The 24,942-nt window shown below is 36.8% G+C and carries 22 protein-coding genes, 6 tRNA genes and 1 pseudogene; 9 read left to right on the forward strand and 20 right to left on the reverse strand.

The genetic code is table 11. The features are described from left to right. Positions 1 to 159 precede the first annotated feature (159 nt). The 3 genes and pseudogenes from J655_RS08740 to J655_RS08750 all read left to right on the forward strand — a co-directional run. Positions 160 to 798: a TetR/AcrR family transcriptional regulator gene (locus J655_RS08740; protein WP_032052270.1), complete on the forward strand. Its 639-nt coding sequence runs from the start codon at positions 160 to 162 to the stop codon at positions 796 to 798. A 198-nt stretch (positions 799 to 996) separates the two neighbouring features. Then, positions 997 to 1,398, forward strand: coding sequence for a DoxX-like family protein (locus tag J655_RS08745; RefSeq protein WP_017386491.1), 402 nt, complete (start codon positions 997 to 999; stop codon positions 1,396 to 1,398). Positions 1,399 to 1,428: 30 nt separating this feature from the next. Then, positions 1,429 to 1,797, forward strand: a pseudogene (locus tag J655_RS08750) (SDR family NAD(P)-dependent oxidoreductase); the annotation flags it as partial. Positions 1,798 to 1,864: 67 nt separating this feature from the next. On the opposite strand, the gene J655_RS08755 reads toward J655_RS08750, so the two are convergent. After that, positions 1,865 to 3,700, reverse strand: coding sequence for a monovalent cation:proton antiporter-2 (CPA2) family protein (locus J655_RS08755; protein ID WP_032005343.1), 1,836 nt, complete (start codon positions 3,698 to 3,700; stop codon positions 1,865 to 1,867). 194 nt (positions 3,701 to 3,894) lie between these two features. Further along, positions 3,895 to 5,130 (reverse strand): sodium/glutamate symporter, encoded by a 1,236-nt coding sequence (gene gltS, locus J655_RS08760; protein WP_002115276.1) that lies wholly within the window; start codon positions 5,128 to 5,130, stop codon positions 3,895 to 3,897. A 434-nt stretch (positions 5,131 to 5,564) separates the two neighbouring features. Here gltS and J655_RS08765 point away from each other — a divergent pair, with 434 nt between their 5' ends. Together J655_RS08765 and J655_RS25125 are read left to right on the forward strand one after the other, a co-directional pair. Further along, on the forward strand, positions 5,565 to 6,716 hold the full coding sequence (locus tag J655_RS08765) for an alpha/beta fold hydrolase (RefSeq protein ID WP_032005341.1): 1,152 nt from the start codon (positions 5,565 to 5,567) through the stop codon (positions 6,714 to 6,716). A gap of 706 nt (positions 6,717 to 7,422) precedes the next feature. Continuing rightward, a complete protein-coding gene (locus J655_RS25125; RefSeq protein ID WP_032052272.1) occupies positions 7,423 to 7,746 on the forward strand; it encodes a hypothetical protein in 324 nt (107 codons plus the stop codon). Here the strand turns inward: J655_RS25125 and J655_RS08770 are convergent, their stop codons facing one another. From J655_RS08770 to J655_RS08815, 10 genes are all read right to left on the reverse strand, one after another. Then, complete coding sequence (locus J655_RS08770) at positions 7,747 to 8,217, reverse strand: AnBLUF65 family BLUF photoreceptors (protein WP_005073517.1); 471 nt, start codon at positions 8,215 to 8,217, stop codon at positions 7,747 to 7,749. It lies immediately after the preceding gene. Positions 8,218 to 8,495: 278 nt separating this feature from the next. Then, a complete protein-coding gene (locus tag J655_RS08775) occupies positions 8,496 to 8,705 on the reverse strand; it encodes a cold-shock protein (protein ID WP_002115279.1) in 210 nt (69 codons plus the stop codon). 461 nt (positions 8,706 to 9,166) lie between these two features. Continuing rightward, positions 9,167 to 9,240, reverse strand: a tRNA-Trp gene (locus J655_RS08780). Between the two features lie 65 nt (positions 9,241 to 9,305). After that, positions 9,306 to 9,390: transfer RNA gene (locus tag J655_RS08785), tRNA-Leu, on the reverse strand. Positions 9,391 to 9,417: 27 nt separating this feature from the next. After that, positions 9,418 to 9,491, reverse strand: a tRNA-Trp gene (locus J655_RS08790). Positions 9,492 to 9,546: 55 nt separating this feature from the next. Then, positions 9,547 to 9,631, reverse strand: a tRNA-Leu gene (locus J655_RS08795). Between the two features lie 27 nt (positions 9,632 to 9,658). Beyond that, positions 9,659 to 9,732: transfer RNA gene (locus J655_RS08800), tRNA-Trp, on the reverse strand. 55 nt (positions 9,733 to 9,787) lie between these two features. Then, positions 9,788 to 9,872: transfer RNA gene (locus J655_RS08805), tRNA-Leu, on the reverse strand. Positions 9,873 to 9,964: 92 nt separating this feature from the next. Further along, entirely contained in the window at positions 9,965 to 10,780 is an 816-nt protein-coding gene (locus J655_RS08810; RefSeq protein ID WP_005803618.1) for a protein kinase domain-containing protein, read from the reverse strand. Beyond that, a complete protein-coding gene (locus tag J655_RS08815) occupies positions 10,767 to 12,275 on the reverse strand; it encodes a DUF3336 domain-containing protein (protein ID WP_005073515.1) in 1,509 nt (502 codons plus the stop codon). The genes J655_RS08810 and J655_RS08815 overlap by 14 nt, the downstream gene beginning before the upstream one ends. A 177-nt stretch (positions 12,276 to 12,452) precedes the next feature. Between J655_RS08815 and J655_RS08820 the strand changes: the two genes are divergently transcribed. Both J655_RS08820 and J655_RS08825 read left to right on the forward strand, forming a co-directional pair. Then, positions 12,453 to 13,334: an ATP-binding protein gene (locus tag J655_RS08820; RefSeq protein WP_032052273.1), complete on the forward strand. Its 882-nt coding sequence runs from the start codon at positions 12,453 to 12,455 to the stop codon at positions 13,332 to 13,334. Positions 13,335 to 13,437: 103 nt separating this feature from the next. Continuing rightward, complete coding sequence (locus J655_RS08825) at positions 13,438 to 14,541, forward strand: DUF6670 family protein (protein WP_032005333.1); 1,104 nt, start codon at positions 13,438 to 13,440, stop codon at positions 14,539 to 14,541. Positions 14,542 to 14,543: 2 nt separating this feature from the next. Here J655_RS08825 and tsaD read toward each other — a convergent pair whose 3' ends face one another. Beyond that, the gene (tsaD, locus tag J655_RS08830) at positions 14,544 to 15,554 is read right to left on the reverse strand and encodes a tRNA (adenosine(37)-N6)-threonylcarbamoyltransferase complex transferase subunit TsaD (RefSeq protein ID WP_005068344.1); all 1,011 of its coding nucleotides are present in this window, start codon (positions 15,552 to 15,554) and stop codon (positions 14,544 to 14,546) included. 145 nt (positions 15,555 to 15,699) lie between these two features. Between tsaD and rpsU the strand changes: the two genes are divergently transcribed. Together rpsU and J655_RS08840 are read left to right on the forward strand one after the other, a co-directional pair. After that, positions 15,700 to 15,915 (forward strand): 30S ribosomal protein S21, encoded by a 216-nt coding sequence (rpsU, locus tag J655_RS08835; protein WP_031950045.1) that lies wholly within the window; start codon positions 15,700 to 15,702, stop codon positions 15,913 to 15,915. A gap of 25 nt (positions 15,916 to 15,940) precedes the next feature. Then, positions 15,941 to 16,387, forward strand: coding sequence for a GatB/YqeY domain-containing protein (locus J655_RS08840; RefSeq protein WP_002115302.1), 447 nt, complete (start codon positions 15,941 to 15,943; stop codon positions 16,385 to 16,387). 90 nt (positions 16,388 to 16,477) lie between these two features. Here the strand turns inward: J655_RS08840 and J655_RS08845 are convergent, their stop codons facing one another. From J655_RS08845 to J655_RS08875, 7 genes are all read right to left on the reverse strand, one after another. Continuing rightward, a complete protein-coding gene (locus tag J655_RS08845; protein ID WP_081311971.1) occupies positions 16,478 to 17,905 on the reverse strand; it encodes a M48 family metalloprotease in 1,428 nt (475 codons plus the stop codon). A gap of 143 nt (positions 17,906 to 18,048) precedes the next feature. Further along, positions 18,049 to 19,014: a 2-hydroxyacid dehydrogenase gene (locus J655_RS08850; protein ID WP_017398569.1), complete on the reverse strand. Its 966-nt coding sequence runs from the start codon at positions 19,012 to 19,014 to the stop codon at positions 18,049 to 18,051. Positions 19,015 to 19,025: 11 nt separating this feature from the next. Next, positions 19,026 to 19,673 (reverse strand): hypothetical protein, encoded by a 648-nt coding sequence (locus J655_RS08855; RefSeq protein ID WP_017480785.1) that lies wholly within the window; start codon positions 19,671 to 19,673, stop codon positions 19,026 to 19,028. 100 nt (positions 19,674 to 19,773) lie between these two features. Continuing rightward, positions 19,774 to 21,663, reverse strand: coding sequence for a M48 family metalloprotease (locus tag J655_RS08860; RefSeq protein ID WP_032005331.1), 1,890 nt, complete (start codon positions 21,661 to 21,663; stop codon positions 19,774 to 19,776). Positions 21,664 to 21,741: 78 nt separating this feature from the next. Next, complete coding sequence (gene purF, locus J655_RS08865) at positions 21,742 to 23,283, reverse strand: amidophosphoribosyltransferase (RefSeq protein ID WP_005073509.1); 1,542 nt, start codon at positions 23,281 to 23,283, stop codon at positions 21,742 to 21,744. Positions 23,284 to 23,308: 25 nt separating this feature from the next. Further along, positions 23,309 to 23,896 (reverse strand): CvpA family protein, encoded by a 588-nt coding sequence (locus tag J655_RS08870; RefSeq protein WP_002115251.1) that lies wholly within the window; start codon positions 23,894 to 23,896, stop codon positions 23,309 to 23,311. Positions 23,897 to 23,902: 6 nt separating this feature from the next. After that, positions 23,903 to 24,907, reverse strand: a complete 1,005-nt coding sequence (locus J655_RS08875; protein ID WP_005068330.1) for a quinone-dependent dihydroorotate dehydrogenase — start codon at positions 24,905 to 24,907, stop codon at positions 23,903 to 23,905. Positions 24,908 to 24,942 lie beyond the last annotated feature (35 nt).

A 24,942-nucleotide genomic window follows, 5' to 3' on the forward strand; every position in this document is an offset into this window, starting at 1 on the left:
CCTATTTTTTAATTTTAGATTAGGTCATATGACCGATATTAAAAAATTATAGGTCACATGACCCATAATTAGTTTAATAGAATTTAAATATTTTATTTATATTTTTCTAATTTCATGGTTTAGAATGCCTTTTTTTAAATAGTACTTACAGGCTGGATAATGATCAAAATTGATACCTTTGATACTATGCAAATAAAGAAGTCCTTTACCACACTAAAAGGACAAGAAAGAGTAAAGCAAATCTTAAAAAATGCTGAGATAGTTTTTCTTACCAAAGGTTATTCTGGTTTTAGTATGCGAGGAGTTGCAGCTCAATCGAATATTAGTTTAAGTACCTTACAGCATTATTTCCAAAATAAAGATAGTTTATTAAAAGCTTTACTCGATAAATTAATTTTCGACTATATACAGCGTATAGAAATTTTAATCAACTTAAATGTAAATGAGCCACCCTTGCATCGGTTTATGAATATTATCACCAATATAATATATGAAATAGAACAACCGGTCATTACGCATACATTTAAAGAGGTATTTTCTATTTCAGATCACTTACCCTATGTATATGATTCTTTATCAATGATACAAAAGTATAATTTTGAACTTATATATAAAATTATACTCCCTATTCATAATAAAATCTCATCAGAAGAATACAAAGAAAGAGCCATAATTATAATTACACAGCTCAACGGTTATTTAGTTCAACATTCAAACAAAAATACAGATGAATGCTATAAACAATTTCTAAGAAATATACTTTTAAAAAATATATCAAGATTAGTTAGTGAACCATAAAATTAAAAACATAGGAGTATTTCTCCTATGTTTTAATATAAAATTTTCCTATCATATCCCTACATTAATGTTAAAAAACAACCATAAGAAATGATTAAAAAAACTAGCTAGTCTTATTAGCTATTGAAGAATAAATTAAATCAAAACATAATAATCGCAATGATCAAAATTGAAATTTCAATCTTTTAGAGAATCTTAATGGATAATGCTAAAGCATTAAAATTTATAAGCTTTATGCTCGCTTTCTTGTGGTTTTATCAAGGACTGGTTCCTAAACTAATTTTTATTAACTCTGATGAAATATTTGTATGGCAAACCATCGGACTTTCTTTTGAGTATGCAAAACTTGCAGGGCGCGCGAGCGGTATAGCTGAAATTATTTTTGGTTTATTGTTTCTTTTTTATACTCATAAATATATTCACTATTTAAGTATTTTAGGTTTATTCGGTTTACTATTCTTAATTGGTTTTTTAAAACCTTCTACACTTATCTCGCCTTATAACCCTATCGTAATGAATATTTCGATGATAAGTTTATCAATTATCTATTTGCTTTTATTAAAAGAGCAAACAACTCATTTTCATAAAGCTGCTCAATAGCGTTAATTTTAAAAAAATTTAGAGATTTCAATGAGTTTATCTAGTCGTGAAGTTGGCTGCGTAGTCATCACTGGAAGCACAAAAGGTATAGGTTTAGCACTCGCCCACGCTTTTTTAGATCTGGGATGTTCAGTTGTCATCGCTGGACGAAACGCGGAGCATCTTAAGCATGCTCTCACTCACCTAGAAAATCATTTTAGTAAAGAAAAATTTATTGGTTCATGCTGTGATGTGACACAAATTGCAGATTTACAAGCCTTATGGGAGGGAGCAATTCAGCATTTTGGACAAGTAAATGTGTGGATTAATAACGCAGGCAGCTGCCACCCAACGAAAGAGTTTATTGACCTTCAGCCAGATGAATTAAATGCAGCCGTTTCAACTAATATTTTGGGCACTTAGGTACTTCCACCAATAAAAATGCTCAGTAAAAGCTTTTCTAAAAAACTCTTACTGAGCTTTATGACTAATCCACACCCTCATTCTCTGAAGTATCTTCTTTATTTAAAATCCGCCCTTCTTGTTTTGGTCGAATCAATGGCGCAGTTGGTCTTGGATGATGAGTATGTGTATATTGCATACCTGCTCCCGCATTGACGTCATCTGCAGCGATTTCAGTTTCAAAACGCTCATTATCGAGATCTCGAATTTCCTCGGTAATTCTTTCTACTTCGTCTTCATCTACACCCAGTTCTTGCAAAATCACACCGCCAAACTTAACTGCAGATTCAAACGTTTCACGAATCATAAAGTCCACTTTTTGTTTAACTAAATGCAGTGAATGCTCACGGTCATATGAACGGACTAATAATTTTGCCAAAGGAAATTCATGGGTCACGAGTTCTACAATTCTATTGGTCGTTTCCTTGCTATCTACACACACCACAATCGCTTGTGCTGTTGCGGCGCCAGACGCATGCAGAATATCTAGACGGCAACCATCGCCATAATAAATTTTAAAACCAAACTTTTCGGCGTTTCTAATCATGTCGGTATTATTATCAATAATGGTGACATCGACACCTCTTGCTAATAATAATTGACTAGTAACCTGTCCAAAGCGCCCAAAACCAATCATTAAAACACTACCGCTTAGCCCGTCAGCAATGTCGATGTTTTCTAATGAAACCTTCGTTTTTGCTTGAGTAAAACGTTTGAAAATAATACCGACTATTGGGGTCAACACCATTGAAAGCACAACAATGGCGGTTAAGTTAGATTTAACGATACTATCAATAACTTGTGCACTTAGCGCAGCCGAGAAAAGTACAAAGGCAAACTCTCCACCTTGAGCCATAAGTAAAGCGCGGTCTAACGCTTCAGTATGAGAGCTTTTCGTTACTCGGGCGACCATATAAATCATGAGCGCTTTGACAAGCATTAGGGCAATTACACCACTCACAATAAGTTGCCAGTTTTGAGCAACTACCGATAAGTCCAATGACATACCGACCCCAAGGAAAAACAGGCCCAGTAATATTCCTCGGAATGGTTCAATATCCGCTTCAATTTGATGTCTAAAGGTCGATTCAGATAAAAGTACCCCCGCCAAAAAAGCACCCATCGCCATAGTCAAACCGCTGACTTGCATCAGTAACGCTGCACCCAACACCACCAATAAAGCCGCCGCAGTCATGACTTCTCGGGCTTTAGCAGCGGCCAATAGTCTAAATAATGGGTTAAGTAACCAATACCCTGCCGCAATAAGCCCTGCAATTGCGAGTAAACCAATTCCTATATTTTCTAATCGTACCGATGTGCTTTCGACCACATGATTCGGTGCCATAAAAGCAACAATAGCCAGCAATGGCACAATGAGTAAATCTTCAAATAGTAAGATGGCTACAATCTTTTGTCCTCGGGGTTGAGTCAAATCCCCCCGATCACCCAATAACTGCATCACAATCGCAGTCGAGGTTAAGACGAACCCTGCCGCACCAATAAAAGCAACTTGCCATGTAAAGCCAAATAACAGCCCAACGCCAGTCAAAGCCAGCGCGCAAATAATAATCTGTAGCGTACCAAGGCCAAAAATTTCGCGCCTAAGACTCCACAAATGTGAGGGTTGCATTTCCAAACCAATCACAAAGAGGTACATCACAATTCCCAACTCGGCAATATGCAAAATTGCGGTGGAATCTTGAAAAAAAGCAAAACCGAATGGGCCAATAATTAGACCCGCAATTAAATAACCAAGTACTGAACCTAAACCAATACGTTTAAAAATAGGAACTGCAATGACAGCAGCCGCCAATAAAACCACAGGGGCAACCAAGCTAATTGAATGTGCTTCTGAGCTCATACATTTCTCATTTTATTTATCTGCAATTTATTCTATGTGAAACGAGGTTTAAGGGCGATTATTAGTTTTGAGAAAAAGCATCCTAAAAATTAAATGATTTAAGTCATCCGAAAATAAAAATTGAGCCTATAAATAGAAATCAAATACTCATGGACAAACACCCATAAAAAAAGCCCTAACGGGCTTTTTTTATATTAGGCAATAAATTTCAGCATGAGCTGAATGACTGTCGCATTAATTAAGTCGACAAAGAATGCGCCACAAAGCGGAACAATCAAGAAAGCCTTATGCGATGGACCATACATATTAGTAATGGCTTGCATATTTGCCACGGCTGTTGGTGTTGCACCCATACCGAAACCACAATGACCTGCTGCTAATACTGCTGCATCGTAGTTTTTGCCCATGACGCGGAACGTCACAAATGCCGCATATAAAGCCATCGTAATGGTTTGCGCACCTAAAATAACTACAAGCGGACCAGCTAAGTCGGCAAGTTGCCAAAGCTTTAATGAAAGCAATGCCATTGCTAAATAAAGCGACAAAGACGCGTTACCAAATACATCAATCGCGCGGTCGAAAATATCAATTTTCAACACGCTTTCTAAAATATTTCTTAAGATTACACCGCCACCGAGTGCCCAAACGAAAGTTGGTAACTCAAACCACGTTCCCTTACTAAAGCCAGTCATAAATTCAGCAAACGCTAAACATGCTGCAAACATACCCAGTGTAGTAATTGCATTATCGGCAGTAATTAAACGGACTTGATGCGGGTTTTCAAACGGAGCAAGGTCATCTGAATTTTGTTCAAGATGTGTGTCGCGATTTTGGATTTCAGCATTGGTTTTTGGTTGAGCAAGACTGTAACGATTAATGAGTAATTTCGCTAACGGCCCACCAATCACACCACCAATAATCAAGCCAAAGGTCGCACTCGCCATACCTAATGCTAAAGCACCCTGAATACCATGCTGGGTTTCTAAAATTTCACCCCATGCGCCAGCTGTACCATGACCACCTGTTAAGGTAATTGAACCTGCAATCAAACCAATAAGTGGGTCAAGACCCAATAATGTCGCAAGGCTCATACCAACAGCATTTTGCACAACAATGAATGATGCAACACAAATTAAGAAGATGACTAAAGCAGTACCACCTTCTTTAAGCTTCATAAAATTGGCACTTAAACCAATTGAAGCAAAGAACACGAGCATAAAGCTGGTTTGTAATTCGCTACTAAAAACAATGCTATACCCCCACAAAGTGTGGACAAGTAAAGAAACTACAGCAGCAACCAAACCACCAGCTACAGGTTCAGGGATATTATAACGTTTTAAAAAATCAATTCGATTAACAAGAAAGCGGCCCAACAATAAGACGATAACCGCCGAAATTAGTGTATAAAAACCATTAAAAACAAATTCCATATATGCTACTTTCTGATTACATTCCTAATGGATTGTAAAATAATTATATTTTATTTTTTATTATTTAAAAAAAACACAAACAAACTTTACAAAAACCATCTTTATTTAAAAATAACTATATAAATCAAAATATTGTTTTAAGTATTTAGTAAAAAATCATGATGTACCCTCTCCTAAATTTCTATCTTGCTTTGAGAATTAATTTTTTTAAAAGTTTTAATGCTCGAGTGATGAAATCAAGACATCTGGTTGCCTCAATCTTATTACTCTTTTTTTAAGCAACAGTATATTGCGCTAAGCTAAGCTCTAACTTGATACATTTAAAGAAAAATCCTGTCTTTTGGGTCACTGAACTTCTGCATCATTCACTTTAATATCCTTCAAAGACCAGCTCTTTACTGTTCTGGGCAACATCTTTATAGGTTTTATATTCAATGAGTTTATTGCTTAAAGTTCGTCAGAACGTTCCACAGCTACAATCTATTAAAAAATCTCTTCAGACACGTGCTGGTCAAAAAATACCTCACATGCTGATCAATGCATCAGATCTCTTTTTCAGAGGCCCTCAAATTGCCTTATCAGGAAAAACCCCATTTGATGTGATTCATAAGCATGAAATCATTACCTTACGCCATTATAAAAATGAGACTAGCTTATCTACACATAAACACCGTGTACCTTTAGTTATTGTTCCTCCATTAGCAGTGAACATGCTCATTTACGATTTGTTCCCTACGCGTAGCTTTGTACGCTATTTTTTAGCGCAAGGTTTTGATGTCTATTTAATTGACTGGGGCATCCCGACTCGGCACCAAGCAAAATATAACTTCGGTACTTATATTAAAGTTTTCATGCCAGAGATGTTAAAGCAAGTTCGCCTACACAGCGGTCAGCAACAGCTTTCTTTACATGGTTGGAGTTTGGGCGGCGCGCTTTCGCTCTGCTATACCGCATTGTTTAAAGATAAAGATATTAAAAATCTAATTATTCTCGCTTCCCCTATCGACACACACAAAGCAGGTTATATGGGGAAACTATACGGTAGTCTTACCAAACCCGCAGAATGGGTTCGCAAACATACGCCATTTCGTATTCGCCATCATGTACCAAGTGAAGCATTTCATATTCATGGCTGGCAAAACACGCTTGGCTTTAAATTAACGGATCCGATTGGAAATTTGAAAACATATTGGGAACTTTTTAAAAATCTAGATAACCGAGAGTTTATTGTCGATCATGCAACCTCAAGTTCATTTATCGATAATATGCTGGCCTATCCGGGCGGTGTCATGCGCGATATTATTCTCCGTTTCTGGATTGATAATGAACTGTCTAAAGGTGTAGTTAAATTTGGTGAACTTACCGCCTATCTAAAAGATATTAAATGCTCTGTGTTAGCTATTGGTGGCAACACAGATATTATTGTCACAGCTGATGCTGTTAAACCACTCATGGATTTAATTAGTAGCCAAGACAAAACATTCAAGGTGGTACCAGGTGGTCATATGGGCGTAGTTTCTGGTAGTCAAGCACCCACTACGGTCTGGCCAGAAGTAAGTACTTGGTTAGCTACTCGTTCAGAATAATTAATTCAAAAGCAGTAAAGCCAGTGTAGTCAGTTCTATGCTGGCCAAAATTTAAATTTTATAAGTCTGATATTCTAGTTTTATTTATATTGCAGTAGTTTTTTCTCATAATTCAAAAGCAGCTCATTACTAGATGACACAAAAATATAAATATAATTTCCTCACTATTAATCACATTAAAAATCCTTCAACACATAAATTTTATTTATTAGAAATACAATTTAATAAAACAATATTTTATCAAATGTTAAAATTTTTTAAATAAATTAATTTTCTCTTATTAATATTTATAAATTTTAAGAAAAGTATCTCTTAAAATTGATGTTACTTTTTGTTATTTATGTAAAGCTCATCTAAACAATATATTTACTTAAGTTATTGTTAAATAAATTTTTTTGTAAATTTAATTTTGTAAAATTTGATCATTATTTATACAAATGTAGGCAATCTCTCACAATTATGTAAGCCAAAGCTTACAACTCAAATGATTTTTTTTCTTATAATTAATTTCAGTACATATAAGCACTCTTTACTATTAAATAGAAAGCTGAATATTAATAAAGAGATCTGGAGAAAATGATAAAGTCATCTTTATTAATATAAAAACTCTTAATAATAGAAAAAGAATCTCAAAAATTAATATGTACTATCTTTCCTCTGGAAACAGAGGAAAGATACTTTTTAATCATCAGATAGGGTATAGAAAATGTTTATTGCAAAAAATATATTTGTATATTTACTATCAATGTTAGCTTTATGCTTACTGATTATTTTCTTTAATTACATAGGAATGAACGATACGATTAATCTCCTTCTCTCTTCTGCACTGTTTGGAATATTTATTACTTGGTATTTTAAAGGTAGTAGACTCTGTCTCGCCCTATTTAGCTTTTTTTATTGGGCTATGTTTGTCATTAGTCAAAGCTTAGAAGTGATATGGATGCTCGCAAGTTCAGTTATTGTATATTTAGTCATGACTAAAATATTACCTAAACTCAAGACCATCCATATTGGCGTGATAGCCAAATAGCTAAAACGGTTTCACCCCACGATTCACCATACCCACTTTCTTAACTGTGTTAATTTTAGTTTGTTCGGCAATAACTAATTCATTGATGAAAGCTTTTAAGTTTTGCTCATCAAGACGAATAGGATTAAAAGTACTTTCTCCCATTTTTAGAAAGAAAGATTCGATATTTGTATTACGTTGTACATATTTCATTGACCATCGTTGAAACGAGTTTTGTTCAATGGAATATGTACACAACCATTTAACATTGTGGTGTCTTTCATCATTTGTAATTTTTTCAAATAATCGTTCAACCACCTCTCGTTCACCTTCCAAACATTGAAAGAAAGCATTATCGGCATAATAGAGCACCCCACAGATCTGATTCAAATCATTGAAATCTCGTGCTTCTGTCAAAATATCACGTAAATCTTGCAACAAGTCTTCATTTTTTTCGTTCCGTTGACTGGCATAACACAGACGAACGTTCATTAGCAATTCCGTGAAATATAAAATTTCTTTATTTAAAGATTTTTTAATCTACCATATCTCTATTACTAATAATTTATATTTCACACATATTCTAAAGTTTATATTAAAAATATGTTCGATTATTAACTATAAGAGCTTAATAACTAATGATTTATATTCACAAGAAAATAAAAAGCCCTTCTATTGAGGGCTTTTAATGCTCTAAAAGAAGAATAAATTTCTTTAAAAGCTAAAATAAAAAAAAGCACTAAAAAGTGCTTTTTTTACTTGCTGTTATATTATTGTGGAATAATATTTACAGCATTTGGGCCTTTTTGCCCTTGAGTAACGGTAAATGTTACGCGTTGACCTTCATGCAAAGTTTTGAAACCAGAACCTGCGATTTCTTTGAAGTGAGCGAACACATCTGGACCGTTGTCTTGTTGAATGAAACCAAAACCTTTAGTTTCGTTAAACCACTTTACTGTACCACTTACTGTATTAGACATGATATATCCTACTGATTTCTAATATTTTAGAATCATTAAATAATGACCCTATCATAACTTTGAAAAAAGAATAACAAATTGAGCTTAATATCTTAAAAAACGAAGGATTATGACTAAAACTACGATACTTAAAAGAAGATTTACTAACAAGTCTTTTTTCTAGTTAACTGAATAATACAGGAAATAAATTTGTATTCAAGGCTTTTATATAAATAATTTCAATAAATTATAGTAAATAAATACAAAACAATAAGTTAGGTAAAAATATCAGCAAATTCAATATATTCCCTGCTTAAATAATAACTTATTTTGGTAAATATTCTTGAAAACACAAATTAAAAAAGATTGCTTAGAAAATAGCTTGATTCAAAATAAAAAGAGTTATTTTTTAAATTGAAATAATTTAAATTAAAAACTTTAGATAATAAAAAACTCCTAAACAGGAGCCTTATTTTATTTGATGGCAGAGGATCAAGGACTCGAACCTTGACGAACGGTTTTGGAGACCGTCATGCTACCATTACACCAATCCTCTATATTCATGATTAAACACTCAAGATTTAATCACAAAAAAAGCAAGATCATAATCTTGCTCTTTTATGGTGGGGGCGAAGAGACTCGAACTCTTACACCTTGCGGCGCTGGAACCTAAATCCAGTGCGTCTACCAATTTCGCCACGCCCCCATCTGGGACATTTATTCAAAATAAATGTGGCAGAGGATCAAGGACTCGAACCTTGACGAACGGTTTTGGAGACCGTCATGCTACCATTACACCAATCCTCTTCCAAGATCTAGATGACCTAACATCTACATCAAACTTTAAGTTATTAACTTAAAGTGGTGGGGGCGAAGAGACTCGAACTCTTACACCTTGCGGCGCTGGAACCTAAATCCAGTGCGTCTACCAATTTCGCCACGCCCCCATCTGGGACATTTATTCAAAATAAATGTGGCAGAGGATCAAGGACTCGAACCTTGACGAACGGTTTTGGAGACCGTCATGCTACCATTACACCAATCCTCTTCCAAGATCTAGATGACCTAACATCTACATCAAACTTTAAGTTATTAACTTAAAGTGGTGGGGGCGAAGAGACTCGAACTCTTACACCTTGCGGCGCTGGAACCTAAATCCAGTGCGTCTACCAATTTCGCCACGCCCCCGATGGCTGTGTATATTAGCGATAAGATCTGACAGTGACAAGTGTTTTTTTTCTAAAAAAAACTAACCGTGTAAATTGTATACAGATACTAGATCAATGATTTTTATCAATTTGAATCTGTTTTAAGCAATTTATTGCTTCATCAGCATTTGAAAACCGATTTTGCTGCTGTTTTTGTAATAAACCTACAAGTAAGGGTAAAAAAATCAAAAACTGGGTGGGTAATTGAATGGTTAAATTTTGACAGTGTAAGACTGCCCAATCACGATAACTACTTGCTTCTAAGCGAGTTTGAGTCAACCATTCATATAAAACGATGCCAAAAGCATATAAATCGCTTTGTATGCTCTTATACCCTCCTCGAAATAGCTCAGGAGCCATATAACGAGGTGTTGCATCCATGACTGTATTGCAACTTGAGATAGATCTCGTTTTCTCAAAATCAATTAAATAAGGCTTTTGCTGAAAATTTCTAAAATGTTCTGCCTTAACGTCTCCATGAATCCAGCCAAGTTCATGAAGCTCTGCAAGCTTATTTATTGCTAACCAAATCTTACGATATACATCAGTTAAACCACTTTCATGAGTCAATGAACCCAACCACACATCACTATCAGGTAAAATTAAAACCTTACCCAAAGAATGGCCTAGCTGAGGAATTAAACTGACCTCAATCAATTTATAAGGTAAAAGCCATGCAGGTTTTTTAAGGTGAATTTCTTTATAAAATAGTTGCTCATGCATGAAATCTTGCTCATTTTGAGCATGGGTTTCAGGCAAATGATATTTTAACCAGTAATTCTTGGTATCTATGGTACATGTCCATAAACACCGTCCTAACGCTGCACTTGTTGGCTTTGTTACACATGTTAAGTTTTCTATATGCGAAGCAAAATCATGCTTCAGCATAATAAGACTCAGGCTGTTGTTTCTTTTCTTCAAAGCGCAAAACTTCTAAACAATGCTGAATTGTCTTACCAATACGAGCATGGGTCTCAATTGAAGAAATTTTTGGCCAAGTTGCACGTTCCCCTTCTCTTTGCAAACGCTTAAACAGATGCGGACGCGGGTTTTGCAAAGTATAGGTATAGTGACTTAGGCTATATTTAGCAATGATATTTACATCACCATAATAACGCTGTCCCATTACGCCATAGCCATGATCCAACAATCTTCTAACTGGGGATATAGAACCAAGTCGTTGACGCGTAAAGTCCATAATGCCCATTGATAGCACTTTACCTTGGCGTCTTAGAATTCTTTCAGGCCAGCTTAAAACGTCTTTACGGAAGCGATCCGCATCATTTTGCATAAATGGAACAATATGTGGGTTAACCTGACTCGCAATGGTGTAGTTTAAATTATAAAGCCGCGCCATTCTTTCTTGCGGGAAATCGCTTCTTACACTTCCATCTACCCACTTTGTATTTGCCATATAAGGTGTATGTTCACCGTCATAACGTTTACTGGTTAAGCGTACTGGTGGGAATAAAATTGGCACAGCACATGAAGCCAATACAGCACTCCACACCAAAACATTCGGTGTCATAATGGCGTTCATAATTCTTGGGTTTTCTGTTGCATCATACGGCGCTACAGCCACATTAATGTTTAAACCTGATTTTTTAAAAGCCTCTTCAAACGTAAGATCGCCTAAATTCTCAATGAGGAATTTTTTTAAATACTGAACATCGGCAATTCCACCATTCCCTTTAATGAGTTCACGGAATTTCCTAAAATGAAAAGCGTCACTAAAGAATTGCTCACCATTTAATAAGTTTTGAATATCTTCACTGGCAGAGGTTCCAAGCATACCTGTCATAATTGCCCCTGCACTTGAGCCAGAGAGCACTTTAGGCATTAAGTCTTGTTCAATTAAAGCTTTACACACACCTGTATGAAAAAGGCCTAAAGTCGCCCCACCCGAAAACATAAGTGCAGGTTGTCCATATGCCTTTTCACAGTTTTCAAAAAACTCAATTTTTTCTTTTCTTTGAAACGTAATGCATTCACTTGAAGCGATGTAAGCCAAGCTTTGGCTAACTTCTTCGATATAGTCTTCAATTAACTTTTTTGTACCGACATGTGTTGCGGCAAAAAGCATTGGATGACCAATATTTGCAATATCGTAAGTTAGACCCTCTTTAAGTAAATAGATGAGGTCTAATGTCCGATGTTGCTGACGATATCTTTTGAGCAAAGTGTATCGATAAGAAATCAGTTCGGCATCGAAGTAAGGTGAACTATTATCAAATTTCCACTCTTGCACACCCGTTTCTTCATCTAATTTTAATGCAAAAGACTTCCATTCTTCATAAGATTCAGCCATGTCTAATTGACGTTGTAATTTTTTGATACGGTAAGCCTGATGTGGATTCATATCACTTCGTATTTTTTCAAACATATTTCGTCCTCATCTTCACAGATGATTTTACTGAATAGACATCACAACACTATGCTCGGTCTGAACATTTCAATCAATTGCAAAACCGATAAAGTGGATAGGTAATAAGTTTTTTGTCAGCCTGTTAATTTCGGTGTTAGTATCCTATCAAACACTGTTTAACATGATTGACTTACCATGGCTACCATTGATTTACCGGACAATTTAGTTCAAACATTATCACTTGTATTAAATCAGTTACAGCAAGTCTTGCCTGAGCCTCGACAAGAAACAGATTTTACTGCACCTGCTTTTAGATGGGAAAATCAGCAACTTAATGCCATCTATACGCCAAAAAATATTTATCTTGATGACTTAAAAGGCATTGAGCGTCAAAAAGAAAAAATTATTCAAAATACTTTGCAATTTTTAAATGGCCTACCAGCGAATGATGTGCTGTTAACAGGCTCACGTGGTACAGGAAAATCATCTATTGTTCGTGCTTTATTAACTGAGTATGCCCCTCAAGGATTACGTTTAATTGAAATTGAACGTGATGATTTATCAGACTTACCCAAAATTCAAAAACTCATTCAAAATCGCCCTGAAAAATATATCGTCTATTGTGATGACTTGGCTTTTAACGCGGAAGATGAAAATTACCGTAGTCTAAAAAGTGTATTAGATGGTTCATTACAGTCAGGTTCAAGTAATTTTATTATTTATGCAACCAGTAACCGTCGCCACCTGTTACCAGAATTCATGCATGAAAATACACCTGTAACTAAGGTCGATGTTCCCCAATATACTGAACTACATCCACAAGAAGCGATTGAGGAAAAGATCTCTTTGTCGGATCGGTTTGGTCTATGGCTATCTTTTTATCCAATGGATCAAAACCTATATTTAGAAATCGTTGAGCATTATCTTGATAAAGCAAACATGCCTTTCAATGATGAAGTTCGTGCAGAAAGTCTACGTTGGTGTCAAATGCGTGGGCAGCGCTCTGGTCGAGCGGCTTATCAGTTTTCTAAGCATTGGATTGGTTTAAACGCCTTAAAAGATTTGTCTAACAATTAAATAAAATGTCCCGCAAAGCCTTAGCTTTGGCCTATAAACCGCTTAGCTTTGGCAGTTGTTTTTCATAACCTAAAACAAAGATAGCCCTTCTTTAGGTTTATATATGAAAAAACAATTGCCAAAAATTTCTACAGCCAGTAAAGCGCTTGGTAAAAGTTTATTACTTGCACAAGGCGTTTTAGACCAAGCAAAAAAATATTCAACTCTTCCTTTTACTCAAACTCATACCATCCATCCACGAGTTGACGAAAAATATTATAGTTGGACACATTACGGTATCTTTTTCCCGCTTTTACCAGAGCCGCATCGTTACTTAAATATTATGATTTTAATTGGTACACCAGGTGCACTTGCTTTTGACCATGATGATATCATCACTGGAAATCCTAGAAAAACAGCTACATTCTTTTCAAGCACAGCTGCTCTGGAACAAGCCTTATTGAAAGCCTATGTCATTCCCGAAGATACAAAAATTAATAAAGATGGGACCTTAATAGAACTAGGTCAGGAAATTTCAATTCAAGGCAAATTTCCGCACATCCATATTAATGGAGATTACGATGGGTTTGATTTCGACTTTGATATCGATATCAGTTCACATGTTTCATGGTTTATAAAAACACCAATCTATGATCATTTTAGCTTATTGGCAAAGTTTAAAGGTTTTCTAAACTATCAAGCAGAACGCATTGAAACCCAAGGACTTTGTACTTACGAATATGCTCGAGCAGTTGGTCCTCACTCCATCACAAATAAACTTATTCCTGATGCATATAAACTGCCACTTGATTTTTTCACTTATCAAATCATCAATTTAAATGAAACCACTCAGCTTCTTCTTACCAAAGCCGATATTGCAGGACAAACAGCTGCATATACCCTACATATTAGACATCTGGACCAGCCAGCTGAAATTTATACAGATGTAAGCTTTGATATTATTTCGCATCAAGTTGATGACTTTGTTTCACCTAGTAGGCAAAAAATGCGACTTCCAAAATATTTTTCTTGGATCGCTAGAAATGAGGCAAAGCAAATCATCTTAAACATTCAGGCAGAAATTGACTGCCCATTCCGCTATGGTCATGGGCGAGGTTATGCGAGTAGCTATATATTTACAGGTCATTATTTTGGCAATGAAGTTCAAGGCCGTGGTTATATCGAATACATTGATATTGAAAACCAAAAAGCCTTTGAAGAGGAGTAATCTTACTCAGGAATAGTAAGTTCAGTCATTGGCCATCTTGGTGTGGTCGTTACCGCCAACCCATCATGCTGACCTGCTTTTAAACGTTGATAACCAGCAAAAGCAATCATTGCCCCATTATCAGTACATAAAGCAGGCTCTGCATAATAAACTTGCGCTTTAATTTTCGCTAAAGAGGTTTCTAATTGCTCGCGTAGTCTTAAATTTGCGCTAACTCCACCTGCAATCACTAAACGTTTAAGTCCAGTTTGCTTTAAAGCTTTTACTGATTTTTTTACCAAGGTATCTACAATTGCTTCTTGGAATGAAGCAGCAATATCAGCGTCACGATTTTCGCCATTCAATTTTTTCAATTGAACAGAAACAGCTGTTTTTAAACCACTAAAAGAAAAATCCAAGCCTTGATGAAGCATAGGTCTTGGAAACTCAAATGCTAATGGATCACCAGATAATGCAAGTTTTGCGATATTTGGCCCACCTGGATATGGCAAGCTCATCATTTTGGCAACTTTATCAAAAGCTTCGCCCGCAGCATCATCAATAGACTCACCCAATAGTTCATATTGACCAATAGCGTGGGCTGCCATCAATTGTGTATGCCCACCTGAAACTAACAATGCTACAAACGGAAATTCAGGTGGTTGACTTGAAAGTAATGGGGCCAACATATGACCTTCCATATGGTGAACACCAATTGCAGGCTTATTTAAAGAAAAAGCTAAAGTTCTGCCAAACAGTGCACCTGTCATTAATGCTCCCATTAAGCCAGGACCACGCGTATAGGCAACCGCATCAATCTCTTGTTTTGTTACACCACTTTGTTCAAGCAATTGATTCATTAAAGGAATTAATTTACGAACATGGTCACGAGAAGCAAGTTCAGGTACTACTCCACCATATTCGGCATGAAGTTTAATCTGGCTATAAAGAACCTGTCCCCGTAAGCCGAGTTCGCTATCATAAAGTGCCAACCCTGTTTCATCACAAGAAGTTTCCAAGCCTAAAACAATCATCAAAACTGCCTTTTATATGAGTCAAAATATTGCAATCGCTATTATAGACTTGTGATATGAGTTGTAAATGAGTAAAATACTGACCTTCACTTGTGATCGGGCGCAATGGTGTGCCTGATCTTATCCATAATCTAGAGGATTTTACATGCCACAAGTTAAGTTGAAAGAAGGCGAACCAGTTGACGTAGCTATCCGTCGTTTCAAACGTTCATGCGAAAAAGCTGGTGTTTTAGCTGACGTTCGTAAACGCGAATTCTATGAAAAACCAACTCAAGAACGTAAGCGCAAAAAAGCTGCAGCAGTTAAACGCTACCAAAAGAAATTGGCTCCCGAATCTGTACGTACTACTCGCCTTTACTAATTAATTTGTGATTGACTGCTGAATTATGACTACTTTAAAAAACCAAATTACTGATGCATTAAAAACTTCTATGCGTGCCAAAGATATGGCAACAGTGACGGTTTTGCGTAGTCTACAAGCGGCAATTAAGCAAATCGAAGTCGATGAGCGCAAAGAGCTTGACGACGCTCAGGTTCTTGCGGTCATTGAAAAGCAAATTAAACAACGTAAAGAATCGATCAAAGCCTTTGAAGGTGCTGGTCGTAATGATTTAGCTAGTAAAGAACAAGCCGAAGCTGAGATTATCTCTCAGTTTCTACCAGAAGCTATGACTGAGGAAGAGCTTGATTCTATCATTGAGCAAACGATTGCTGCTCAAGAAGCAACTAGCATGAAAGATATGGGTAAGGTGATGAATTCTCTACGTCCGATCATAGCCGGGCGTGCCGATCCTGCTCAAGTTTCAGCAAAAATTAAAGCTAAATTAGCTTAATTCCCTCTCTTCTTATATACCCTTAAATTAAACTTTCTCGTAAGTTTAAATATATTTATGCCTGTGAAAATTCCTAAGTCATCCTAGACCTTAAATTTTCATTCGTCGCTCATCTTGCATTTGTTTCAAACGACTGTCTATTCTTGCCGACATTGCTTGATTATCTTTTGCCAATCGCTGAGCATGCAACATTGATTTAATTGCATTTTCCTCACTACCTGACCAATATTCTGCTTCAGCCCGATAGCGTAGAACATTAACCGCTCTTAAAGGTCCATTCTTATCCAAATTTGCAGCTTGCTGTAAAAATTGCCAACCCTGTATATCTCTTGGATTCTTATTAATAAATCTTTGAACCAAGGTTTGAACTTGCGCAAACTTACCCTGGCGTAGCAGCACCTCAGCCAACTTATAACTAAAAGCTTTATTTTCAGGCATCGTCATTTGTGTAGCAGCAATAGTAGTATAAGCTTGATCTAGCTTGTTTTGGCCAAGATAAATATCTGTCTGCAACAATGTGACAAGAGGCTTTCCACTAGATTTCGCTTGATCTAGAGTAGATTGCGCTTGCACATAATCACCTTGTCTTGTGTAAAATGCCGCTATAGCAATCAGACCAGCAATATTTTTTTGGGACGCCAAACTTTGTAGTTGGTTTTCAGTTGCTTGATTGGCAACCACCATGGTATACCATTTTAAAATCTCAAAATCTGCATCATATATACGATTTTTAACTCTAGGCAGCTGGTTTGCACGCAGCCGCGCTTCACTCATACGCTCAGTCGTCAATGGATGAGTCAGCCAGAAATCCGGTAAAAAACTTACTCGACTTGTAGCTCTATGCATTGTTTCAAAGTAATCAGCCATACTTTGAGGGTTATAACCTGCCGCATACATATATTGCATGCCGATACGGTCTGCTTCACGCTCTTGATTTCGACTATATGTTAATTGCTTATCCATGAGTGCAGCTTGGGTTCCAAGCATAACTGCTGCTCCCGCATCGCCACCACCCTGCGCAGCTATAGCCACCCCCGCTAAAAGTCCTGCTAGACTTAGCAATGTTTGACCCTTAAAGGCTTCTTCAGAGCGACTAAAATGTCTTTGCGATACATGCGCAATTTCATGCGCCATAACACCAGCAATTTCATCAATATTTCGTGCTGAGGCAATAAGCCCTGTATTGAGCGCAAATAAGCCACCTGGGACAGCAAAAGCATTAATTTGCGGATCTTTAATCACGACTAGACCAATCGGCTGACCAAGCTGAGTTTCACTTAAAATACTCGAAAATACCTGAAAAAATTGATCTTCTAGCCAGACATCTTGAATAACGGGCATTTGTTTATGAACTTCACGAAAAACTTTTTCGCCAATAAATTTTTCTTTTTGTTGATCAAGCAAACCAATCCCACTTCCAATATTTGGAATTTCTACTTGATTTGCAGAAGGCTGAGGGTCGAAAGGCTGCGCGTACGAAGCATTTGTTATAAAAGCCGTACTTAAAATAATTGGCAAAAATCTCAAATGTTTTTCTCTAGTAAAATTAAACCATCAAAAAAAGTCTACTGATATAAAACATAAAAAATTATGTTCAATCAATAGACTTTTAATATATCACTCGAGATCGCTTAGTTTTGCAATGAAGTGTTATTAATCATTTATGCAAAGTTTGGGTTTACCAAATATCTAGGAGTTTTATCCTCTAAAGCTTCAACTAGATTTTTATAAGCAAGATTTGCCATTTTTTTACGGGTCTCTGCAGTCGCAGATCCTACATGAGGCAAAGTAACAACATTTGGCAGTTTAAAAAGCTCTGAATCTTGTAATGGTTCTTTTTCATATACATCTAAACCAGCTCCAAAGATTTCCCCGCTTTGTAAGGCCTCAATTAAAGCTTGCTCGTCAACTACTGAACCACGCGCAATATTTATAAAAATAGCATGCTTTTGCATAAGCTCAAATTGAGCTTTCCCCATCAAAGCTTTCGATTCATTATTTAAATCAACTGCAGTTACTACAAAATCAGACTGTTGCAATAACTCATCTAAACCAAGATATTGTGCTTTTAAAGGTTCTGCCAATTCAGGCTTTTCACGGCGGTTATGGTAAACAATATTCATGTTAAATCCATAAAAACCACGGCGTGCAATTGCAGCACCAATATTACCAAGCCCAATAATCCCTAATGTCTTTCCAAAAACATCTAAACCAAACTGCTGAGGCCCAACAGTTCTTTTCCATTCACCTTGTTTCGTCCAATGATCAAGAAAAGGAACTTTTCTAGCAGCGCTTAGTAATAATGTAAAAGCAAGATCAGCCGTTGTTTCAGTTAAAACATGAGGTGTATTTGATAACCAGATTTTTCTTTGGTTTAGATAAGCCACATCATAATTGTCATAGCCAACTGTTACAGATGAAATAATTTTGAGTTTTTGAGCAGGCGCAAGATTACTTTCATTAAGAAGTCGACCAGCACCAATCATTCCATCAGCATCTACAACTTGTTGGCGTATTTGCTCATTAATATCACCCAGTTTTGGATTAAGAACCACAACATGATAATCCTGTTGTAATCGAGACAAAATTTCTTCATCAATTTGGCTAAAAACTACAACTTTTTTCATGTAAATCCCTACTACTCGTTGTTATCTTGCATTAATTGCCATAACCTTTTTTTAAGGAGTGGTTTCTCCAACATCTCTTTTAAACTCGCCAAATGGATAATATTGGCATGCTGAATATAAGAACATTCACCAAGGCATAAGATCTTCTTGTCTGCTGCGACAGCATCTAAAAAGCCTTGAATATATGAACCTGCACCACGTTGGTCTTGATAGTTAGCTAAAGGGAAAGGCCATTTTAATTCAGCATATTGCCCTATTTTTGCTTTTTGAATGTTATTCCAAAGCTGCTTTTCTTCTTCACTTAAATTAGTAACATCTAAAAAAATAACGCATTTTTCAAGCGCAAAAGCTTGCAACTCAAATGAAGCAATCGTAACCACTGGAGCTTGTACTTCAGTACGAGGTGACACAACAGGCGGAACTTCTACTGGAAGTGGTACCGCAATTTCAGGTTCAACTTTTGGAACTTCGTTGACTTGTGGTTTTGTCGGTTGCTCAACAACTGGATTGTTCTTAGAAGGCAATATAATTGGTTCACCTTCTGGTGCAGCTTGATCTCGCCAGAGACTTTGAGCATTATTTTTTTGGCACACCTGTGTCTTAGGAATCCACACATCAATTCCTAAAGTTGCTAATATATTTCTTTGCTGCCCAATCATCTGTAAATCAATACCTCTACTCTATCTACATTCTAACGGGCTTCAGTTTTTTTTTCAGTGTTTTATTTCATTCAGATGTTTTTATAATCGTATATGTCTTTTAAATAATCATCACACTATTTCTCTTTTGCATTTGATCCACAATTTCTTCTGTCTCAAAACCAAAACGCCAATAAAGCAATTCAAGCACATCGAGTTCATCTTGCGTGATAATACGGTCGCTCCACAAACACATTTCTGCAATAGCTAGAATACTTAGACGGTCACGCAATAATAAACCAGCAATATCATTTAAAATTTCAGCTAGATCTAATGGCTCATCTGAAATTTCATCATAGATATACATTTCATCGGGATTGAGCAGCGAACGTAAAATGCGCTCACGTACTTCCAACTGATTAGGGCTATTAATTTGCTGAACATGAAGCAAAGCATCAATCAAACGAACAATTTGAGGTTTCACTTCTTCAAATGCGGTCGGTAGATGTAACGGCATCAAGTTCAACTCATATTTAACACGCTCCAGTAAAAGTGCATCTAACAATCCAATTTCACCATCTTCTTGGATAATAAGGGCTAGCTTAGTAAGAAATTGCCGCGCAATACTTGCAGGTATATGCCCAATATTTTTACAAGCATCATGAAATATTTGAATATGAATACGCCCATCCAAATTCAATAATGCATCGATAATGGCATGACTCACAGGTGCATCTTTTGGAATGAATTCCCGATATTGGCGAATCATCAAAATAGCAACCATCACTTCACGTGAACCAGTCGCAGTTTGTAGTGCTCGCTGAATTAATTCAGGACGCTTTTTATTTCGACGTACATCACTACTCAGGGGCTTAATGGCATCATTTAATGCAAAACTAATTGGTGATAACCTTAATAAAGGTAAAGGCTGTGGAGATGACCACGGAATATAAATTTCTTTCTCAGATTCTTCTAAGAAATGAAATAAGCTAAACAACGGACGGTTGCGAAGTTTCTTTAAATTTTCTAATTGTAAATCTTGTAGCAAAGTAGGATTTAACTCATAAATACGTTCACGAATACTCGGGTGAATATTCATCCAGCTTTGCGGGCTTAGCGAGTTAGCAAAACACATATGTGCGATTGATTCGGAATAAGCACTATGAATTTGCGAACCAGAGTGGTGAACATAAATACGCAATAAAGTTTGGGTATTCGCATTATTTTTTAATAGTCGTACTGTTTTTTGGTCATTACGAAATGTGCGCCCACTCAAAGTCAAATATTTAATAAAGCGAGTAATCAGTACACCTAGGCTTCCAGCCAACCAAATGACTCCACCGACCGCAACAAAAACAGTTTCAAATTTATGTTTATAGCCCGGGCTATAGCGCTTAAAACCTTGCTTGGCTAATTTACTGCCCCACTGACTAAAAGTTGTTAAGCCACTATATAAAATCTTTAATTTTGTATTCTCAACAGCCTCACCAGATAAAATCTGATTAAACTCATGGCCCAACAAACCATATAACTCAAGCTTATCCAGATTCTGTAAAGCACCCCATGTCAGAATAATTACAATATCTTTGGGATGAAACCCTGCCGTAAGTGCATTTACACCAACTTCATCAGGTAGTACATATACAGTTGGAACTTTAAGTGAAAAATTTTGAGCTAAGTGTTCTGTAATTTTTAATGCTGCGAGTTCTTCGGGAGTACTCTCCTCTTTCACCAAACGACGTGCTTTAAGTTGTTTTGCTAAAGAGTGCCCACCTTTACGCAGGATATAAAGTTCGGTAAGTACCGACCAAACCATAATAAAAAGTAATAGTGCAACGAAGTAAGGACTTAAGGTATGCCACCAAATTGGCTGGCTATAATCAAAAAAATGAACGAGTAAACCTAAAATTAAATTTAAGATAAAAATAGTAAGCAGCACAGCAACCAAACACATAGTGATGGACCATGCCATATTTTTATTTTCGATGAGATAGTGGCTTACTTCTTTCAATGTAAATATTCCCAATTACATTGTTAGGTTTCATCATAAAAGAAAAAAGCGGGAAATACCCGCTTTTTTCGGCTATTTCTATTCTTCTTTGATGCCTGTTAAATCTACAGAAGCAGCATCGACATTAACGTCAATATAACCATCTTTTTTCTTCTTAGCAGAGTCATTACGCTTCTGCTCCAAATTATTTAGATAGTTACCATCAATATCACCTGTTACGTAGATTCCATCAAATACCGAGCAGTCAAACTCAGTTAAGTCAGGCACTTTGCTGGTACGCACAGCATTTTTCAAGTCTTCCAATTCTTGGAAAATCAAACGATCAGCACCAATAATTTCTTGGATTTCTTCCACGCTGCGTTCTGAAGCAATAAGCTCAGCTTTAGCAGGCATATCGATACCGTAAACGTTTGGATACATTACTTTCGGTGCTGCTGACGCAAAGTATACTTTTTTTGCACCAGAATCACGTGCCATCTGAATAATCTCATTACACGTTGTACCACGTACAATAGAGTCATCCACCAATAGAACGTTCTTACCTTTGAATTCTAACTCAACAGGGTTTAATTTCTGACGTACAGATTTTTTACGTTGCTGTTGACCCGGCATAATAAAGGTACGGCCGATATAACGGTTTTTCATAAAACCTTCACGGAACTTCACACCTAGAATATTTGCAAGTTCTAAAGCTGAAGTACGGCTCGTATCTGGAATTGGAATCACCACATCAATATCGTGGTCTTCGCCCCAGTCACGTAAAATTTTATGAGCAAGCTTTTCACCCATTTTTAAACGTGCTTTATAAACTGAGATTCCATCAATAATCGCATCAGGACGAGCAAAATAAACGTACTCAAAAATACATGGGCGGTATTTCGGATTAGCAGCACATTGCTTAGAGAACAACTCGCCATTTGCATTGATGAAAATTGCTTCACCCGGTTCAATATCACGCTCAATTTTGAAACCAAGAGCAGTAATAGCAACCGATTCAGAAGCAATGATGTATTCCATCTCACCTTGTTCAGTTACACGCGAACCGTAAATAAGTGGGCGAATACCGTTTGGATCACGGAAACCTACTAAACCATGACCAGTAATCATCGCCACTACACCATACGCACCTTGGCAACGCTCATGCACACGAGAAACCGTGTGAAAAATATCGTCAGCGGTAGGATTTAAAGTGCCTTTTTTCTGTAATTCATGCGCGAATACGTTTAAAAGAACTTCTGAGTCAGAATCTGTATTCATATGACGTAAATCTGTTTTAAACAGGTCATCATGAATTTCTTCTGCATTGGTCAAGTTACCATTATGTGCAAGCGTAATACCATAAGGTGAGTTTACATAAAATGGTTGTGCTTCAGCACTGCTCGCAGAACCAGCAGTTGGGTAACGTACATGGCCAATACCATAATTACCAAGTAATGCTCTCATATGACGAGTATGAAAGACATCACGCACCATACCGTTATCCTTACGAAGGAAAAGACGACCTTCATGGCAGGTTACTATTCCAGCTGCATCTTGCCCACGATGTTGCAACATCGTTAAAGCATCAAACAACATTTGGTTCACTGGCGATTTACCGGCTATACCAACAACTCCACACATAGCAACCTCGCAGACAAGCTAGGAATTAATAAAAAGGATTCTTTGTCGAATGGTCGGATCGGTTTTCTAAATCTTCCGATTCGTCCATTGGTTTTGAAGGAGTGCCTGATGCACTACCTCCAGATGTTATTTGATGAAATGCCTCACTTGCAGCATCTTTAGACAACTCGGTAGCTAAAGGCGCATAAGGCAATAAAAACTGTATAAATTTGGACTGTTTCCAGTGCGGTGAACTTTCAACCCAAGGCCCTACACCCTGCATTGTAATTAGTACAACCAACAAGCCCTTTAAAGAACCAAAAGCACCACCTGCTAAACGATTTAATGGCCCCAATTTCAGACTTTTCAAGAGGCCATTTAAAAATGCAGAGACGATCCATGTTAAAACAATGATCAAAAGCGCTATAAATGCAAAAGCTGCAATTTTTTGAACAACTGGATCATGACTTAAACCCGACATAGACGGAGCAAGAAGGACAGCATATTTTGCACCCATAATTAATGCAATGACCCATCCTACCAAGTTCGCAAAGGCTTTAATAAATCCTTGTCGCAAACCGTTTAGCCCCCCAATGAGCAAAAGTATCAGAATAATGATATCAATTGTGTTCATATTCACTTAAGACATAGCTGCAACACATTGTTTCACTAAAATAGGACCTGTATAAATTAGCCCACTATAGATCTGTACTAATGTTGCTCCAGCTTGCTGTTTGACTGCTGCCTGTTCACCCGACAAAATTCCACCCACGCCAATTAACGGGATTTGTCCTTTTAATGTTTGGGCAAACAAACGTAAGCATTCGGTACTTTTTTCAAAAACAGGTGCGCCTGATAAACCGCCCGACTCATTACCATAAGGAAGATTTTCTACACCTTCTCTTGATAAGGTCGTATTAGTAACGATCAAGCCATCAATTTTAAACTGCACTAACTGCGCTGCAATAAATTCAACATCTTCCGCTGTTAAATCAGGTGCAACTTTCAGAACCAAAGGAACATAGTGATTATTTTGTTCAGCTAGCTCAAGTTGTCTTTCTTTTAAGGTTTGCAATAGTTCAGTTAATGCATCGCCACTTTGTAAACTTCTTAAGTTCTTAGTATTTGGAGATGAAATATTAACGGTAATATAAGAAGCGTAGTTATACACTTTCTCAAGGCAAATCAGGTAGTCATCAACAGCTTTTTCTACAGGAGTATCAGCATTCTTACCAATATTAATGCCTAAAATTCCTTTAAACTTTGAAGCTTTGACATTTTCAATCAGCTTATCAACACCATCATTATTGAACCCCATACGGTTAATAATGGCTTGAGCTTCTGGAATACGGAATAAGCGCGGCTGCGGATTACCCGATTGAGGACGAGGTGTAATGGTTCCAATTTCAATAAAACCGAACCCTAACCCAGCTAAAGCATCAATGTGTGCACCATTTTTATCAAGACCGGCTGCCAAACCTACTGGATTTGGAAATTCAATTCCCATACAAGTCGTCGGTTTCGCTTCTACGCTCTGACGGAGTAAGCCGAACTTATGTGCTTTATCAAGCATAGATAATGTTAATTCATGGGCACGCTCTGGTGCTAAACTAAACAACATCGGGCGAGCAAGTGAATATAACATACCAATCACAATCTACTGATTTTAGGTAGGCATAT

The sequence above is a fragment of the Acinetobacter sp. 1294243 genome (genome assembly GCF_000588015.1).
In the GTDB taxonomy this organism is placed as follows: domain Bacteria; phylum Pseudomonadota; class Gammaproteobacteria; order Pseudomonadales; family Moraxellaceae; genus Acinetobacter; species Acinetobacter pittii.